This is a genomic window from Falsiroseomonas sp., from assembly GCF_041690465.1.
Lineage (GTDB): Bacteria > Pseudomonadota > Alphaproteobacteria > Acetobacterales > Acetobacteraceae > Falsiroseomonas.
Window position 1 is genome coordinate 48,077 of sequence record NZ_JAWLHG010000021.1, and the last position, 14,450, is coordinate 62,526.

The following is a 14,450-nucleotide window of genomic DNA, read 5'->3' on the forward strand; positions in this document are numbered from 1 at the left end:
GGACACCCTCTTCCAGGATCCGGGTTGGTTTAGGCTTCAAAGATTGTGTGGGCAACCGAATTGCAAGGTTGCGTCGGCACCGGTCGATGTTTTAGGGTTCAAGCATCGGAGGGCTGATGCAGGCAGGCGCGCTCACGGGTCTGGACGCCTTGGTGACCGGCGGCGGCAGCGGCATCGGTGCCGCCTGCGCCGCCGCGCTGACGGCCGCCGGGGCGCGCGTGACCGTGATGGGCCGGCGTGAGGCGCCGCTGCGCGCGATGTTGAAACGCGGCGATGCGGCGGTTGCGCTGCCGGGCGACGTGACCGCGCCGCCGCCGCTGCCCAGCGTCGCGCTGCTGGTGAACGCCGCCGGCGCCGCGGAAAGCGCAGCCTTCCTGAAATCCGACGCCGCGCTGTTCGAGCGGATGTGGCGCGTGAACCTGATGGGCGCCGTCGCCATCACCCAGGCCGTGCTGCCCGCGATGCTGGAGGCCGGCTTCGGCCGCGTGGTGCACATCGCCTCCACCGCCGCGCTGAAGGGCTACCCCTACGTCAGCGCTTATGTCGCGGCCAAGCATGCCCTGCTCGGCCTGACGCGGGCGCTGGCGCAGGAGGTGGCGACGAAGGGCGTGACGGTGAACGCCGTCTGTCCGGGCTTCACCGAGACCGACATCGTCGCCGAAGGCATCGCCCGCATCGTCGCCAGGACCGGGCGCAGCGAAGCCGAGGCGCGCGTGGAATTCATCAGGCACAATCCGCAGCGCCGCCTGGTGACACCGGCGGAGGTCGCACAGGCCGTGCTGATGCTCTGCGCGCCGGGTGCGGCCGCCATCAACGGCCAGGCGATCGCGGTGGACGGGGGCGAGACGTGAACGCGCCCGACGATCTCGGCGCGATGGTGGTGGATGCGGAGACGGCGCTCGCGCAGTCACCGCCCGGCCACAAGGACGAGTTGCGGCTCTGGCTGCGCCTGCTCACCTGCACGACGCTCGTGGAGGGGGAGATCCGCGCGCGCCTGCGCCGCGACTTCGACACCACCCTGCCCCGCTTCGACCTGATGGCGGCGCTTGATCGCGCCCAAGGGGGCATGAATGGCGGCATGACGCTCGGCGAGATCTCGCGCCGCATGATGGTCAGCAACGGCAACGTCACCGGCCTGGCCGCACGGCTGGAAGCGGAAGGCCTGGTCGAGCGCCGCGCGCGGCCCGGCGACCGCCGCGTGCAGCTGCTGCGCCTGACAGCGAAGGGCCGCCGCGAATTCGCTCGCCAGTCGGCGGCACACGAAGCCTGGATCGCCGAGCTGCTCGGCGGGCTGGAGGCGAAGGAGCGCGAGGCGCTGTTCCGCCTGCTCGGCCGCGCCAAGCTCTCGGTCCGCGCCGCGCTCTCGCCGGAGGACACGCCATGATCACCGCCATCTCGGGACCGCTCGCGGCCTATCGCGCGCAGCACCTGAAGCTGGAGGTCGCGGGCGCCGTCGCGACTCTCACGCTGGACCGGCCGGAGCGGAAGAACCCGCTCACCTTCGACAGCTACGCCGAGATGGCCGCGATCCTGCGCGCGGCGGTGCATGACGACGCCGTGCGCGCCTTCGTCATCACCGGATCGGGGGGCAATTTCTGCTCCGGCGGCGACGTGCACGAGATCATCGGTCCTCTGCTCGACCGCGACACCAAAGGGCTGATGCGTTTCACCGCGATGACCGGCGAGCTGGTGAAGGCGATGCGCGCCTGCCCGCAGCCGATCGTCGCCGCGGTGGACGGCATCGCCGCCGGCGCCGGCGCGATCATCGCCATGGCGTCCGATATCCGGCTCGGCACGGCACGGGCGAAGGTGGCGTTCCTGTTCAACCGCGTGGGGCTGGCCGGCTGCGACATGGGTGCCTGCGCCATCCTGCCGCGCCTGATCGGCCAGGGGCGCGCGAGCGAACTGCTCTATCTCGGGCGTTCGCTCGGCGGCGAGGAAGGGCTGGCCTGGGGCTTCTTCAACAGGCTGCATGAGCCCGATGCGGTGCAGCCAGCGGCGGCGGCGCTGGCGAAGGAGATCGCGGAGGGCCCCTCCTTCGCGCACGCCATGACCAAGCGCATGCTGCAGATGGAATGGGCCATGTCCATGGACCAGGCGATCGAGGCTGAGGCGGTGGCGCAGGCGCTCTGCATGACCACGCAGGACTTCCGGCGCGCCTACGACGCCTTCGTCGCGAAGCAGCGTCCGGTGTTCAAGGGCGACTGATGGCCGGTACGTCCTTCCTCGACTGGCCCTTCTTCGATGCCCGCCATCGCGCCTGGGCGGCGGAGATGGAGGCGTGGGCGGCCGCATATGCCGAGCAACTGTCCGACGAGCATGACGCCGATGGCAGCGTGATCCGCCTCGCCCGCGCAATGGGCGAGGCCGGGCTGCTGCGCGTGCCCTGCCCTGAAGATGGCAGGCTCGACGTACGCGCGCTGTGCCTCGCGCGCGACATCCTGGCGCGGCATGCGGGTCTCGCGGACTTCGCCTTCGCGATGCAGGGGCTCGGCACCGGCCCGGTCACGCTGTTCGGCACGCCGGCCCAGCGCGACCAGCTGCTGCCAAGCGCCCGCGCCGGCACCGCCCTCGCTGCCTTCGCCCTCAGCGAGCCGGAAGCCGGCAGCGATGTCGCGGCGCTCGCAACCGTCGCCGAGAAGGACGGCAACGGCCATTACCGCCTGACCGGCCGCAAGACCTGGATCAGCAATGGCGGCATCGCCGCCAGCTACGTCGTCTTCGCCCGCACTGGCGAGGCGCCGGGTGCGAAGGGCCTCTCCGCTTTTCTCGTCCACGCCGACACGCCCGGCCTCGCCATCGAATCCCGGATCGAGGTCACCGCGCCGCACCCGCTGGCCACGCTGCGCTTCGATGCCGCGCGCATCCCGGCCGAGGCGATGATCGGCCGGCCCGGCGAGGGCTTCAAGGTCGCGATGGGCACGCTCGACGTGTTCCGCGCCACCGTCGGCGCCGCCGCGCTCGGCTTCGCGCGACGCGCGCTCGACATGACGGTGGAGCGCGCGAGCACGCGAAGACTCTTCGGCGTCACGCTGTTCGACCAGCAGATGAGCCAGGCCGCCATCGCCGACAGCGCAACCGAGGTGGAGGCCTCCGCGCTTCTCGTCTATCGCGCCGCCTGGCTCAAGGATGCAGGTACGCCGCGCGTCACGCGTGAGGCCAGCATGGCCAAGCTGCATGCCACCGAGACCGCGCAACGCGCCGCCGACCGCTGCGTGCAGATGCATGGCGGGCTGGGCGTGACGAAGGGCCACAAGGCCGAGGAACTCTACCGGGAGGTCCGGGCGCTGCGCGTCTATGAAGGTGCCTCGGAGATCCAGCGCGTGGTGATCGCACGTGCGGAACGGGACCGACGGGGGAGCTGAACGGGAGATGGACGGCATGATGACGGGCTCCGCGCTCGCGCCGAGCGCCCACCTCGACAGCTTCTGCCGGGACAACCTGCCGCCCCGCGAGCAATGGCCGGTCTTCCTGCTCGACCGACCGGAGTTCCGCTATCCCGCGCGGCTCAATTGCGCGGTGGAGCTGCTGGACCGCAACATCGACAGCGGCCGCGGCGACCATCCCGCGATCGTCACCCCGGCCGAGACGCTCACCTATCGCCAGCTTGCCGAGCGGGTGAACCGCATCGCGAATGCGCTGGTGAGCAGGCTCGGCCTGGTGCCCGGCAACCGCGTGCTGCTGCGCAGCGCCAACAATGCCTGGATGGTCGCTTCCTGCTTCGCGGTGCTCAAGGCGGGCGGCGTGGTGGTGCCGACCATGCCGCTGCTGCGCACGAAGGAACTTGGCCAGGTGCTGCGCAAGGCGCGCATCAGCCACGCGCTCTGCGATGCGCGCCTCGTCGAGGAGCTGCGCAGGGCCGAGGCTCCCGACCTGCAGCATCTCGTCACCTGGGGCGATGGCGGGCTGGAATCGCTCTGCGCCGAAGCCTCGCCCGACTTCGCCGCCTGCGACACCGCCGCCGATGATGTGTGCCTGGTCGGCTTCACCAGCGGCAGCACCGGCGAGCCGAAGGGCACGATGCATTTCCACCGCGACATGCTGGCGATCTGCGACGGCTATTCCGCGCAGGTGCTGCGGCCGGAGCCCTCCGACATCTTCATCGGCTCGCCGCCGCTCGCCTTCACCTTCGGCCTCGGCGGGCTGGTGCTGTTCCCCTTCCGAATCGGCGCCACCGCCGTGCTGCTCGCGAAGGCACCGCCGGAGGAGTTGCCGGCGGCCATCGCGCGGCACCGCGCGACGATCTGCTTCACCGCGCCCACGGCCTACCGCGTGATGGCCGGCCTCGCCTGGCAGCACGATCTTTCCAGCCTGCGCAAATGCGTCAGCGCCGGCGAGGCGCTGCCGAAGCCGATCTTCGACGCCTGGGAGCAGGCAACCGGCCTCAAGCTGATGGACGGCATCGGCGCCACGGAGATGCTGCACATCTTCATCGCCGCGCGCGAGGACCAGGTACGCCCCGGCGCCACCGGCCTTCCCGTGCCCGGCTACCTTGCCCGGGTGGTGGACGAGACCGGCGCCGAGCTTCCACGCGGCACGCCCGGCCGGCTGGCGGTGCAGGGGCCGACCGGCTGCCGCTACCTCGCCGATCCGCGGCAGGCGCAATACGTGCAGAACGGCTGGAACATCACAGGCGACACCTACATCCAGGACGATGACGGCTATTTCTGGTACCAGGCGCGCAACGACGACATGATCGTCTCTGCCGGCTACAACATCGCCGGCCCCGAGGTCGAAGCCGCGCTGCTGGCGCACGCTGCGGTGAAGGAATGCGGCGTGGTCGGCGCGCCGGATGCGGAGCGCGGCATGGTGGTGCGCGCCTATGTCGTGCTGCACGAGGGCCACGCGCCGGACGACGCGACGCGCAAGGCGCTGCAGGATCACGTCAAGCGCGAGATCGCGCCCTACAAATACCCGCGCAGCGTCGTCTTCGTGGACGCCCTGCCGCGCACCGGCACCGGCAAGCTGCAGCGCTTCGCCTTGCGCCGCCAGGCGCAGGACGAGGCGGCACGCCAGCGCGCCGCCGAGGAACCGACCGCATGACCTCCCCCCTCACCGCGCTGCAGCCCGAAGGCTGGCCCGCGCCACGCGGCTACGCCAACGGCATGATGGGCCGGGGCCGCGTGGTGCTGGTCGGCGGACAGATCGGCTGGGACAGCGAAGGCCGTTTCCCGCCCGGGCTGGTCGCGCAGACGCGCCAGGCGCTGGAGAACGTGCTGGCGGTGGTGCGCGCTGCCGGCGGCGGGCCGGAGCATATCGGCCGGCTCACCTGGTATGTCGTGGACATGGCGGAATACCGCGCCAGCCAGAAGGAACTCGGCCCGGCCTATCGCGAGGTGATGGGCCGGCACTACCCGGCGATGGCGCTGGTGCAGGTGGTCTGCCTCGTCGAGCCGGCCGCGCGCGTGGAGATAGAGGCCACCGCGATCATCCCGGATTAGCCAGCCGCATCACGCCAACGCGAGGCCGCCACCACGCGCGACCGATCGACTGCCCGGGCGTTCCCTCCCGAGAAGGAACGAACGGACCGATGCAGAACATCCGCGCATCCCTGGCCATGCTCATGCTGCTGCCGCTCCTCGCCTGCGACGAGGCGCCGCAGCCGCCCCCGCCCCCACCGCCGCGCCCCGCCGCCGTCCAGCCGGCGCCGGCACCCGCCACGGCGCCCCCGGCCGCGACGCCGGCCGTGCTGCGCGGCGCGCCCGATTTCGAGGCGTTGGCCGCGCAGGTCATGCCAGCGGTGGTCAGCATCGCCGTCACCCAGGAAGCGGCTGCCGAATTGCCGCCAGGGCTACGCGGCACGCCCTATGAGCGCTACTTCCGTGATCGCTTCCGCGGCCGCGAGCGCCCGGAGATGACCGGCGCCGGCTCCGGCTTCATCATCGATCCCTCGGGTCTGATCGTCACCGCGAACCACGTGGTCGGCGAGGCCACGCGCGTCACCGTCTCGCTGCTGGACGGCACCGAATTGCCGGCGCAACTCCTCGGCACGGACGAGCTGACCGACCTCGCCGTGCTGCAGGTGGAGGCCGACCGGCCGCTGCCCTATGTCGCGCTCGGGCCCTCCGCGACGGTCAATATCGGGCAGTGGGTGCTGGCGGCGGGCAACCCCTTCGGACTCGGCGGCAGCGTCAGCAGCGGGATCATCTCGGCGCTCGGGCGGCGCATCGGGCTCGGGCCGTTCGACGACTTCATCCAGACCGATGCGCCGATCAATCCCGGCAATTCCGGCGGGCCGCTGTTCAACCTGGCGGGCCAGGTGATCGGCATCAACACGGCGATCTACTCGCCTTCCGGCGCCTCGGCCGGGATCGGCTTCGCGACACCCTCCGACCTGGCCAGGCCGATCATCACCCGGCTTCGCAGCGGCGAGCAGGTGGTGCGCGGCTGGCTCGGCGTCTCGGTGACCGATGCGGTCCTGCAGGAGCGGCGCGGCGCCCTCTCGGCCCTGTTCGGCAACGATGAGCCGCGCCGCGGCGCGCTGATCGCCGGCGTGCTGCCCGGCGGCCCGGCGGAGCGCGCCGGGCTGCGCCAAGGCGACCTGGTGGTGGAGATCGACGGCGAGCCGGTGCAGGGCACGCGCGAATTCCTGCGCCACATCGCCAGCATGGCACCCGGGCAGGACGCCGCCCTCACCCTGATCCGCGATGGACGGGAGCAGCAACTGACCGTCCGCGTCGCGGCCCGGCCGGCGCAACCTCCCCGATAGGATCATACCAGCGGCCAACTTCGTTGACCGCCGATATGAGCCTTCTTGCGCCCTCAGGCGCATCGCGCCGAAGGCACGCCTCCGGCGTGGCGCGGCCGCATCCGGGGCATCGGCGCCGGTCGAAGACCGACGCCGCCGGTCTCAGATCCCGGGCGCTTCGGCGGCCGGCTCGGCCGGGGGCAGCGGGTCGTCGGTGCCGGAGGAGCGCCAGCCCTGGCGTTCCTCCCACATCCGCTTGCCGACCAGGGCGGCACCGGCGAGGCCGGCACCGACCGCCACGCCGGTGGCGACCCCGGTGACGAAGACCAGGCCGGCGGCCATCCCGACGGGGCCGGTCATCATACGCGTGGCGCAGCGCAGCAGCATCTGGGAGCTCCTTGATCCTTTCGCCTCACTTGGGCGGTGCGGCGCGTGCGGCAAGCGTCGACGGTGCGGGCGCAAGGGCGCGCTCCGCGGCGCAGGAACAGACCAGCGTGCCATCGGCCAGAAGGTTCGGCATGGTCGCCTCCCCGCAATGCGGGCATTCGACCGGCTCGCTGCGAAGCGGGGGCGGAAGGGCGGACATCATGTGGCAGGGCTTCGCCCGGAAGCGCCCCGGCCGCAAGCACCGATCGCCGCCCATGGTCTTGCCCGCAGGAGGCGCGGTTGGCATGTTCCGCCGCCCGGTCAGGGCAGCGGCGCCGCGGGGCCTCTCTCCGGGCGCCCCGGAAGGCAGGCTCCAAGGCAAGGCTCCGCGAAGGAGCCCCACAGGATGATCGGTAGGATCGGCATGGCCAAGATCAAGGTGAAGACGCCCGTCGTGGAGATGGACGGCGACGAGATGACCCGCATCATCTGGGGGTTCATCAAGGAGAGGCTGATCCTCCCCTATCTCGACATCGACCTGAAGTACTACGACCTCGGCGTCGAGTATCGCGACCAGACCGACGACCAGGTCACGGTGGACGCGGCGAATGCCACCAGGCAGTACGGCGTCGGCGTGAAGTGCGCCACCATCACCCCGGACGAGGCGCGGGTGAAGGAGTTCAACCTCAAGAAGATGTGGCGCAGCCCCAACGGCACGATCCGCAACATCCTCGACGGCACGATCTTCCGCGAGCCGATCATCTGCAGGAACGTCCCCCGCCTGGTGCCGCACTGGTCGAAGCCGATCGTCGTCGGCCGCCATGCCTATGGCGACATCTACCGCGCGGTCGAGATGAAGGTGCCGGGCCCCGGCAAGGTGACGATGACCTGGACGCCGGAAGGTGGTGCGCCGCAGGAGATCGGCGACTTCGCCTTCAAGGCCGGCGGCGTCGCGATGATGCAGCACAACCTGAACAGCTCGATCGAGGGCTTCGCCCGCGCCAGCTTCAACTATGGCCTGCAGCGCAATTTCTCGGTCTACTTCAGCCACAAGAACACGATCCTCAAGGCCTACGACGGCAACTTCAAGGACATCTTCCGCGCCATCTACGACGCCGAGTTCAAGGCGGAGTACGAGAAGCGCGGCCTGACCTATGAGGACCGGCTGATCGACGACATGGTCGCCTCCGCGCTGAAGTGGGAGGGCGGCTACATCTGGGCCTGCAAGAACTATGACGGCGACGTGCAGTCCGACATCGTCGCGCAGGGCTTCGGCTCGCTCGGCCTGATGACCTCGGTGCTGCTGAGCCCCGATGGCAACACCGTGGAATCCGAAGCCGCGCATGGCACGGTGACCCGCCACTACCGCGAGCACCAGAAGGGCCGCGAGACCAGCACCAACCCGATCGCGTCCATCTTCGCCTGGACCCGCGGCCTTTCCTACCGCGGCAAGTTCGACGGCACGCAGGACGTGGTGGATTTCGCCAATGCGCTCGAGCAGGTCTGCATCGAGACGGTGGAGAGCGGGTTCATGACCAAGGACCTCGCGATCCTGATCAGCAAGGACCAGCCCTGGCTGAACACCCAGGCCTTCCTCGCGAAGCTCGACGAGAACCTGAAGAAGAAGATGGCCTGACGCCAGACGGCACGGGCTGACGGAACGGCCGCCGCGGGACGCCGCGGCGGCCGTCTTCGTCCGGCGTGCCTCAGGCGGTCAGCGCCATCCATCCAGTGGCGGCACCGGGTGCCACCACGACTCGGCGGCCCGGCTCGGCCGGCAGCGCGCGCGACATGATCCGGCCGGCGTAGCACCCGCCCCGGCCGCCCACCGGTGCGGCCGCCCAGCGGCTGCTGCGGACCGCGAGGGCGTGGAAACCAGCCGTCCCGGCATCGCACCAGGGGCTGCCGGCGAGCCCGAGCCGCGCAAGCTCCCCTGCGACCGCCAGCCGGTCGGCCTCCTCGGTCCGTGCGCAGGCGATCCGGTAGCTCGCCCCCTCCAGCTCGACGCCGATCCAGAGCCGCGGCGCAAAACCCTCCTGCCCCGGCCAGAGCCGCGCCCGCCGGATGAACAGCGGGTCCTCGTCCTCTCCGTTCCAGGTCAGCCAGGCCAGATCCTCCATGGCGCGGCGGAGGTCACCGCGCGAGGCATCGCGCTCCGGCGTCACCAGGCCGAGGGTGAGCAGCGCGCCGACGATCTTCGTCTGCAGGCCGGGCTGGGCGATCTCCGGGTCGAGGCAGCGGGCGAAGGTGAAGGGCATGGCGGGCTCCTGCGGGCGTGCGTGGCTGGCGCGACCATGCCGCGTCCCGCCGCGCCACCCGTGTTCCCCGCGGCACAGCCCGCGCGCAGCCTCCGGTGATGTCCGCCCTCACCGCCCAGGACTGGCCCGCCCTTCATCCTCCTCGCCGCCTGCCGGCCCGGCTGCGCGACCATGGCGGACCGGGTGCCGGCGATCCGCGCGCATCAGCCGCGCTCGATCCGCTGCAACTCCCGCCAATGCTCGCGGAACAGCGCGATGCGCACCGCGCGCTCGGTGGCATCGCGCGGCAGGCGGTCGGGGTGGAAGCGCAGCGCGAAGGCCCGCTTGGCACGCAGGAAGCGCTCGTCGCGCGCGGCACCGCGGTGCCAGGGCCAGATCATGCGCCGCGCCGCATCGCTGGCGGAGAGCCGGGTCAGCGCCTCGTCGCGCTCCGCCCGGGCCAGCCGGAGCTCCGCCCGCAGCCGGCGCAACTCCGCCTCGGCGGCCGCGGCGCGCTCACCCTCGGTGCGCGCCAGTGCACGGCTGCGACGCAGGCGCAGGCCGCGCAGCCGCGCCAGCAGCACGGCGCCCTGCCGCCGCGGCATGCGCAGCAGGGCGAGCACCCCGCGCAACAGCCGAAGCAGCATGGCGCCAAGCCAGAGCAGCAGCGCGGCGACCAGGCAGCCCGCGAGGACCGCAACCAGCCCAGCTGTTCCCGTGTCCATGGCGCGTGCACTCCTGCACGGCGCGTGTCGCCATCGCGTTAATTGCCGCGCCGGGCGATGATCTCCGCCACGCGGTCGAGTGGCAGCGCCCGGCCGACCACCCGCTTGCCGCCAATGCGGCTCTCCACCGTGGTCGCCATGGTCAGCGCGTTCAGCACCGCCTCCTCCGTCGCCTCCGCCGCAGCGACGAAGAGGGGCGAGATGCGGTCATTCGGCCAATCCGCGTAGCTGGCGGCGCCGGCGCGCTTCTCCGGCGAGCGGATCGCTTCGGGATGCGTCGCGAAGGCGATGGCGTAGTCGCCCGAGCCGTCCGAGAAGGCCGCGCCGGTGCGCGCGATGCCGGCCATGGCGCGGCGCGCCAGGCGCTGCAGGTTGCGGTCCGACAGCGGCGCATCGGTGGCGAGCACCACCACCACCGAACCATCCGCATCCGCCTGCTGCTGCACGTGCTCGGCGAGGTAGTATTTCCCGAGCAGCCGGCCGACGGGCAGGCCATCCATCACCAGCGCGCCGCCGTAGTTCGCCTGCACCAGCGCACCGACCGCGAAGCCGCCGAGCGCCGGGGGCAGCACGCGCGAGGAGGTGCCGATCCCGCCCTTCCAGCCGAACGCCATCGTGCCGGTCCCGGCGCCGACACTGCCCTCCGCCACCGGGCCGGGCCCGGCGATGGCGAGCGCATCGCGCAACTCGGCTGCGCCGACGCCGCGGGCGCGGATGTCGTTGAGGCGGCCGTCATTGGTCTCGCCGACCACGGCGTTGACGCTGCGCACGGCCTCGTTGCCCGGCTGCGCCAGTGTCCAGTCCACCAGCGCCTCGACCGCACGGCCGACGGCAAGCGTATTCGTCAGCAGGATCGGCGTCTCCAGCTCGCCGAGCTCCTGCAGCTGCGTCACGCCCGCCATCTTGCCGAAGCCGTTCATCGCGAAGACGCCGGCGGGCACGCGGTGGGTGAAGGGGTTGTGGCCGTGCGGCAGGATGGCGGTGACGCCGGTGCGCGTGCCCTCGCCGGCGATCACCGTCACCTGGCCGACGCGCACGCCGGCGACATCGGTGATGGCGTTCAGCGGCCCCGGCGGGAAGATGCCGGGGGCAAGGCCGAGGTCACGGGCGCGTCGGCGGTCTGCGGGCATGCGAGGGCCTTCAATGCACCGGAAGGCGCTTGCCGGGCAGCGGCCTGTCCGCCCCGGGCGCGCAGAGGCGCTGCACCAGATCGGCGGGCGGGACCAGGGTGCCGGCTTGCGCCGCGCAGGCCTGCGCGGCCGGCAAGGCCGGACCGCGTCGCCGCGTCAGGGTGAAGGCGCGCGCCAGCACGCCATCCGGCGCGAAGCGGTGGAAGATGTGCTCGGTGGTGCAGCAGCCGCTGCGCGCGGTGGCGACCAGGTAGCCCGCCGGATGGAGGGTGAAGATGCTGCCGAGGATCTCGCCGCTCGGCACGAATTGCGCCCGTGCCGGCTGCATGCGCCACAGTGCGAAGGTCGCGTTCGCCGTGCCGGCCGTCACCGGGAGCCAGAGATCCGCGGCCCCATCGCCATCCGCATCCAGCAGGCGAGGCGGCATGCCCGGCGCCTCCGTGGCGACCGCGAAGCGCTGGCGCTCCACGCCGCCGGGGTCGAGCACGCGGACATGCCAGCTTCCATCCCTCGCCTCGACGTGCAGTTGCAGCGGGGAGGTGGCGGGCCGCGCCGCACGGAGCGCGACCTCGGCGGCGTCGGCGCCGGCGGGCATCGCCGCCAGCAGCGCCAGCGCCGCCGCGCGGATCATGCGGGAACGCCGTGCGCCAGGGTCTCCCGCACCGCCGCTAGCGCCTCGGCCGCCTTGTCGGCGTCCGGTCCGCCGGCCTGTGCCATCTCCGGCCGGCCGCCGCCGCCCTTGCCGCCGACCGCGGCCGCCGCGGCGCGCACCAGGGAGACGGCATCGGCCTTGCCCTTCGCCTCGTCGCCGAGGCCCACCACGATGCTCGCCTTGCCGCCCTCGGTGCTGACCAGGGCCACCACATCCGCCGTGCCGCCCTTGAGGATCGCCTCGGCGAGGCCCTTCAGGTCGCGCGCCGGCATCTCGCCGACCTCGCGCAGCGCCACGCGCAGCCCGTTCACCGTCTCCACCTTCGCCGCGGCGCCGCCGGTGGCGAGCTTCCGGCGAAGGTCGGAGACCTCGCGCTCGAGCTTGCGGCGCTCCTCGACGAGCGCGGCGATCCTTTCGGACAAATCGGACGGCCGCACCTTGAGCGCCGCCGCCGCCTCGTTCAGCTGGCGATCGCGCTCCTCGATCACCTTCAGCGCGGCCTCGCCGGTCACGGCCTCGACGCGACGGACGCCGGCGCTGACCGCAGCCTCGGCGACGATGCGGAACAGGCCGATATCGCCGGTGCGGCGCACATGGGTGCCGCCGCAGAGCTCCAGCGAATAGACGCCATGCTTCTCGGTGGCGGCCTCGTCGTGGCCCATGCCGACGACGCGCACCTCCTCGCCGTATTTCTCGCCGAACAGCGCCATGGCGCCGGCGGCCACCGCCTGTTCCGGCGTCATCAGCCGCGTCACCACCTCGGCATTCTCGCGCACGCGGGCATTCACCTCGGCCTCGACCCAGGCGAGGTCCTCGTCGCTCATCGGCGCATTGTGGGAGACGTCGAAGCGCAGCCGGTCGGGCGCATTGAGAGACCCCTTCTGCGAGACATGCGTGCCGAGCCGCCGGCGCAGCGCCTCGTGCAGCAGGTGCGTGGCCGAGTGGTGCGCGCGGATGGTGGTGCGGCGCGCATGGTCCACCTCGGCCTGCACCGCCAACCCGACCTTTGCCTCGCCATGCGCGACGATGCCGAGATGCACGATCAGGTCGCCCAGCTTCTTCTGGGTGTCGCGCACCACGATCCGGCACGCCTCGCCCGCGTTGATCAGCCCGGTGTCGCCGACCTGGCCGCCGCTCTCGGCGTAGAAGGGTGTCTGGTTCAGCACCACCGCGACCTCGGCCCCGACCGGCGCGCTTTCCACCACCTGGCCGTCGCGGACGATGGCGAGGATCTCGCCCTCCGCCGTCTCGGTGGTGTAGCCGAAGAACTCGGAGGCGCCGAGCTTCTCCCTCAGGTCGAACCACAGCGTCTCGGTCGCCGCCTCGCCGGAGCCGGCCCAGGCGGCGCGGGCGCGCTTCTTCTGCTCGGCCATCGCCGCCTCGAAGCCGGCGGTGTCCACCGTCTTGCCCTCGCTGCGCAGCGCGTCCTGCGTCAGGTCGAGCGGGAAGCCATAGGTGTCGTAGAGGCGGAAGGCCACCTCGCCGGGCAACACGCCCTTGTCGCCGAGCCTGGCCGTTTCCTCGGACAAAAGGCCGAGCCCGCGCGCGAGGAGGCTGCGGAAGCGGCCTTCCTCCAACTTCAGCGTCTCGGTGATCAACTTCTCGGCGCGGACCAGTTCCGGATAGGCGGCGCCCATCTGGCGGACCAGGGCGGGGACCAGGCGGTGCAGCAAGGGGTCCTGGGTGCCCATCATGTGCGCGTGGCGCATGGCGCGGCGCATGATCCGGCGCAGCACGTAGCCGCGGCCCTCATTGGAAGGCAGCACGCCGTCGGCGACGAGGAAGGCGCTGGCGCGCAGATGGTCGGCGACGACGCGGTGGCTGATGCGCCACTTGCCATCCGGATCCTGGCCGGTGCCCTCCGCGCTGGCGAGGATCAGGGCGCGCAGCGTGTCGGTGTCGTAGTTGTCGTGCTTGCCCTGCAGGATGGCGGCGAAGCGCTCCAGGCCCATGCCGGTGTCGATCGAGGGCCGCGGCAGCGGCACGCGGGTGCCGGGCGGGCCTTCCTCGAACTGCATGAAGACCAGGTTCCAGATCTCGATGAAGCGGTCGCCATCGGCATCGTCGCTGCCGGGCGGGCCGCCGGGGATCTTGTCGCCGTGGTCGAAGAAGATCTCGGAGCAGGGGCCGCAGGGGCCGGTGTCGCCCATGCGCCAGAAATTGTCACTGGTCGGGATGCGGATGATGCGGCTTTCGGACAAACCCGCGACCTTCTTCCAGTAGGCGGCGGCGTCGTCATCCTCGGAATAGACGGTGACCAGCAGGCGGTCCTTCGGCAGGCCGAAATCCTTGGTCACCAGCTCCCAGGCGTAGTGGATGGCCTGTTCCTTGAAGTAGTCGCCGAAGCTGAAATTGCCGAGCATCTCGAAGAAGGTGTGGTGGCGCGCGGTGTAGCCGACATTGTCGAGGTCGTTGTGCTTGCCCCCGGCGCGCACGCATTTCTGCGCCGTGGTCGCGCGCACGTAGGGCCGCCGCTCCTGCCCGGTGAAGACGTTCTTGAACTGCACCATGCCGGAGTTCGCGAACATCAGCGTCGGGTCGTTGCGCGGCACCAGCGGCGAGCTTTCCACCACCTCGTGCCCGTTGCGCCGGAAATAGTCGAGGAAGGTGGCACGGATGTCGTTGCTGCTGGTCATGGCCTTGGATCGCCGA

14 protein-coding genes are annotated in these 14,450 nt (G+C 71.5%); 8 read left to right on the forward strand and 6 right to left on the reverse strand.

The genetic code is table 11. The features are described from left to right. The first annotated feature begins 116 nt into the window (after positions 1-116). The 7 genes from ACESM1_RS18880 (at position 117) to ACESM1_RS18910 (ending at position 6,709) form a co-directional block, all read left to right on the forward strand. A complete protein-coding gene (locus ACESM1_RS18880) occupies positions 117-851 on the forward strand; it encodes an SDR family NAD(P)-dependent oxidoreductase (RefSeq protein WP_372622719.1) in 735 nt (244 codons plus the stop codon). Then, positions 848-1,384: a MarR family winged helix-turn-helix transcriptional regulator gene (locus ACESM1_RS18885; RefSeq protein ID WP_372622721.1), complete on the forward strand. Its 537-nt coding sequence runs from the start codon at positions 848-850 to the stop codon at positions 1,382-1,384. The genes ACESM1_RS18880 and ACESM1_RS18885 overlap by 4 nt, the downstream gene beginning before the upstream one ends. After that, positions 1,381-2,208, forward strand: coding sequence for an enoyl-CoA hydratase family protein (locus tag ACESM1_RS18890; RefSeq protein WP_372622723.1), 828 nt, complete (start codon positions 1,381-1,383; stop codon positions 2,206-2,208). Before ACESM1_RS18885 ends, ACESM1_RS18890 begins: the two co-directional genes overlap by 4 nt. Beyond that, positions 2,208-3,365, forward strand: coding sequence for an acyl-CoA dehydrogenase family protein (locus ACESM1_RS18895; protein WP_372622725.1), 1,158 nt, complete (start codon positions 2,208-2,210; stop codon positions 3,363-3,365). Before ACESM1_RS18890 ends, ACESM1_RS18895 begins: the two co-directional genes overlap by 1 nt. Positions 3,366-3,381: 16 nt before the next feature. Then, entirely contained in the window at positions 3,382-5,043 is a 1,662-nt protein-coding gene (locus ACESM1_RS18900; protein ID WP_372622727.1) for an AMP-binding protein, read from the forward strand. Further along, entirely contained in the window at positions 5,040-5,441 is a 402-nt protein-coding gene (locus tag ACESM1_RS18905; RefSeq protein WP_372622728.1) for a RidA family protein, read from the forward strand. The genes ACESM1_RS18900 and ACESM1_RS18905 overlap by 4 nt, the downstream gene beginning before the upstream one ends. A gap of 89 nt (positions 5,442-5,530) precedes the next feature. Beyond that, positions 5,531-6,709 carry a S1C family serine protease gene (locus tag ACESM1_RS18910; RefSeq protein ID WP_372622730.1) on the forward strand — a complete coding sequence of 393 codons (1,179 nt, stop codon included), beginning with the start codon at positions 5,531-5,533 and terminating at the stop codon, positions 6,707-6,709. Between the two features lie 141 nt (positions 6,710-6,850). On the opposite strand, the gene ACESM1_RS18915 is transcribed toward ACESM1_RS18910, so the two are convergent. Next, positions 6,851-7,075 (reverse strand): hypothetical protein, encoded by a 225-nt coding sequence (locus ACESM1_RS18915; protein WP_372622731.1) that lies wholly within the window; start codon positions 7,073-7,075, stop codon positions 6,851-6,853. Positions 7,076-7,478: 403 nt separating this feature from the next. Between ACESM1_RS18915 and ACESM1_RS18920 the strand changes: the two genes are divergently transcribed. Continuing rightward, a complete protein-coding gene (locus tag ACESM1_RS18920; protein WP_372622783.1) occupies positions 7,479-8,690 on the forward strand; it encodes an NADP-dependent isocitrate dehydrogenase in 1,212 nt (403 codons plus the stop codon). 70 nt (positions 8,691-8,760) lie between these two features. Here ACESM1_RS18920 and ACESM1_RS18925 read toward each other — a convergent pair whose 3' ends face one another. From ACESM1_RS18925 to alaS, 5 genes are all read right to left on the reverse strand, one after another. Continuing rightward, entirely contained in the window at positions 8,761-9,312 is a 552-nt protein-coding gene (locus tag ACESM1_RS18925; RefSeq protein ID WP_372622732.1) for a hypothetical protein, read from the reverse strand. 203 nt (positions 9,313-9,515) lie between these two features. Then, positions 9,516-10,016 carry a hypothetical protein gene (locus ACESM1_RS18930; RefSeq protein WP_372622734.1) on the reverse strand — a complete coding sequence of 167 codons (501 nt, stop codon included), beginning with the start codon at positions 10,014-10,016 and terminating at the stop codon, positions 9,516-9,518. A gap of 38 nt (positions 10,017-10,054) precedes the next feature. After that, on the reverse strand, positions 10,055-11,146 hold the full coding sequence (locus tag ACESM1_RS18935; protein ID WP_372622736.1) for a P1 family peptidase: 1,092 nt from the start codon (positions 11,144-11,146) through the stop codon (positions 10,055-10,057). A gap of 10 nt (positions 11,147-11,156) precedes the next feature. Beyond that, positions 11,157-11,777 carry a hypothetical protein gene (locus ACESM1_RS18940; protein ID WP_372622738.1) on the reverse strand — a complete coding sequence of 207 codons (621 nt, stop codon included), beginning with the start codon at positions 11,775-11,777 and terminating at the stop codon, positions 11,157-11,159. Further along, positions 11,774-14,434, reverse strand: coding sequence for an alanine--tRNA ligase (gene alaS, locus ACESM1_RS18945; RefSeq protein ID WP_372622739.1), 2,661 nt, complete (start codon positions 14,432-14,434; stop codon positions 11,774-11,776). Before alaS ends, ACESM1_RS18940 begins: the two co-directional genes overlap by 4 nt. Positions 14,435-14,450 lie beyond the last annotated feature (16 nt).

What these genes read in the sequence shown, in the direction of transcription:
- ACESM1_RS18880 (WP_372622719.1), top strand. Translation starts at nt 117, where the DNA reads ATGCAGGCAGGCGCGCTCACGGGTCTGGACGCCTTGGTGACCGGCGGC.
- ACESM1_RS18890 (WP_372622723.1), top strand. Translation starts at nt 1,381, where the DNA reads ATGATCACCGCCATCTCGGGACCGCTCGCGGCCTATCGCGCGCAGCAC.
- ACESM1_RS18895 (WP_372622725.1), top strand. Translation starts at nt 2,208, where the DNA reads ATGGCCGGTACGTCCTTCCTCGACTGGCCCTTCTTCGATGCCCGCCAT.
- ACESM1_RS18900 (WP_372622727.1), top strand. Translation starts at nt 3,382, where the DNA reads ATGATGACGGGCTCCGCGCTCGCGCCGAGCGCCCACCTCGACAGCTTC.
- ACESM1_RS18905 (WP_372622728.1), top strand. Translation starts at nt 5,040, where the DNA reads ATGACCTCCCCCCTCACCGCGCTGCAGCCCGAAGGCTGGCCCGCGCCA.
- ACESM1_RS18910 (WP_372622730.1), top strand. Translation starts at nt 5,531, where the DNA reads ATGCAGAACATCCGCGCATCCCTGGCCATGCTCATGCTGCTGCCGCTC.
- ACESM1_RS18915 (WP_372622731.1), bottom strand. Translation starts at nt 7,075, where the DNA reads ATGCTGCTGCGCTGCGCCACGCGTATGATGACCGGCCCCGTCGGGATG.
- ACESM1_RS18920 (WP_372622783.1), top strand. Translation starts at nt 7,479, where the DNA reads ATGGCCAAGATCAAGGTGAAGACGCCCGTCGTGGAGATGGACGGCGAC.
- ACESM1_RS18925 (WP_372622732.1), bottom strand. Translation starts at nt 9,312, where the DNA reads ATGCCCTTCACCTTCGCCCGCTGCCTCGACCCGGAGATCGCCCAGCCC.
- ACESM1_RS18930 (WP_372622734.1), bottom strand. Translation starts at nt 10,016, where the DNA reads ATGGACACGGGAACAGCTGGGCTGGTTGCGGTCCTCGCGGGCTGCCTG.
- ACESM1_RS18935 (WP_372622736.1), bottom strand. Translation starts at nt 11,146, where the DNA reads ATGCCCGCAGACCGCCGACGCGCCCGTGACCTCGGCCTTGCCCCCGGC.
- ACESM1_RS18940 (WP_372622738.1), bottom strand. Translation starts at nt 11,777, where the DNA reads ATGATCCGCGCGGCGGCGCTGGCGCTGCTGGCGGCGATGCCCGCCGGC.
- alaS (WP_372622739.1), bottom strand. Translation starts at nt 14,434, where the DNA reads ATGACCAGCAGCAACGACATCCGTGCCACCTTCCTCGACTATTTCCGG.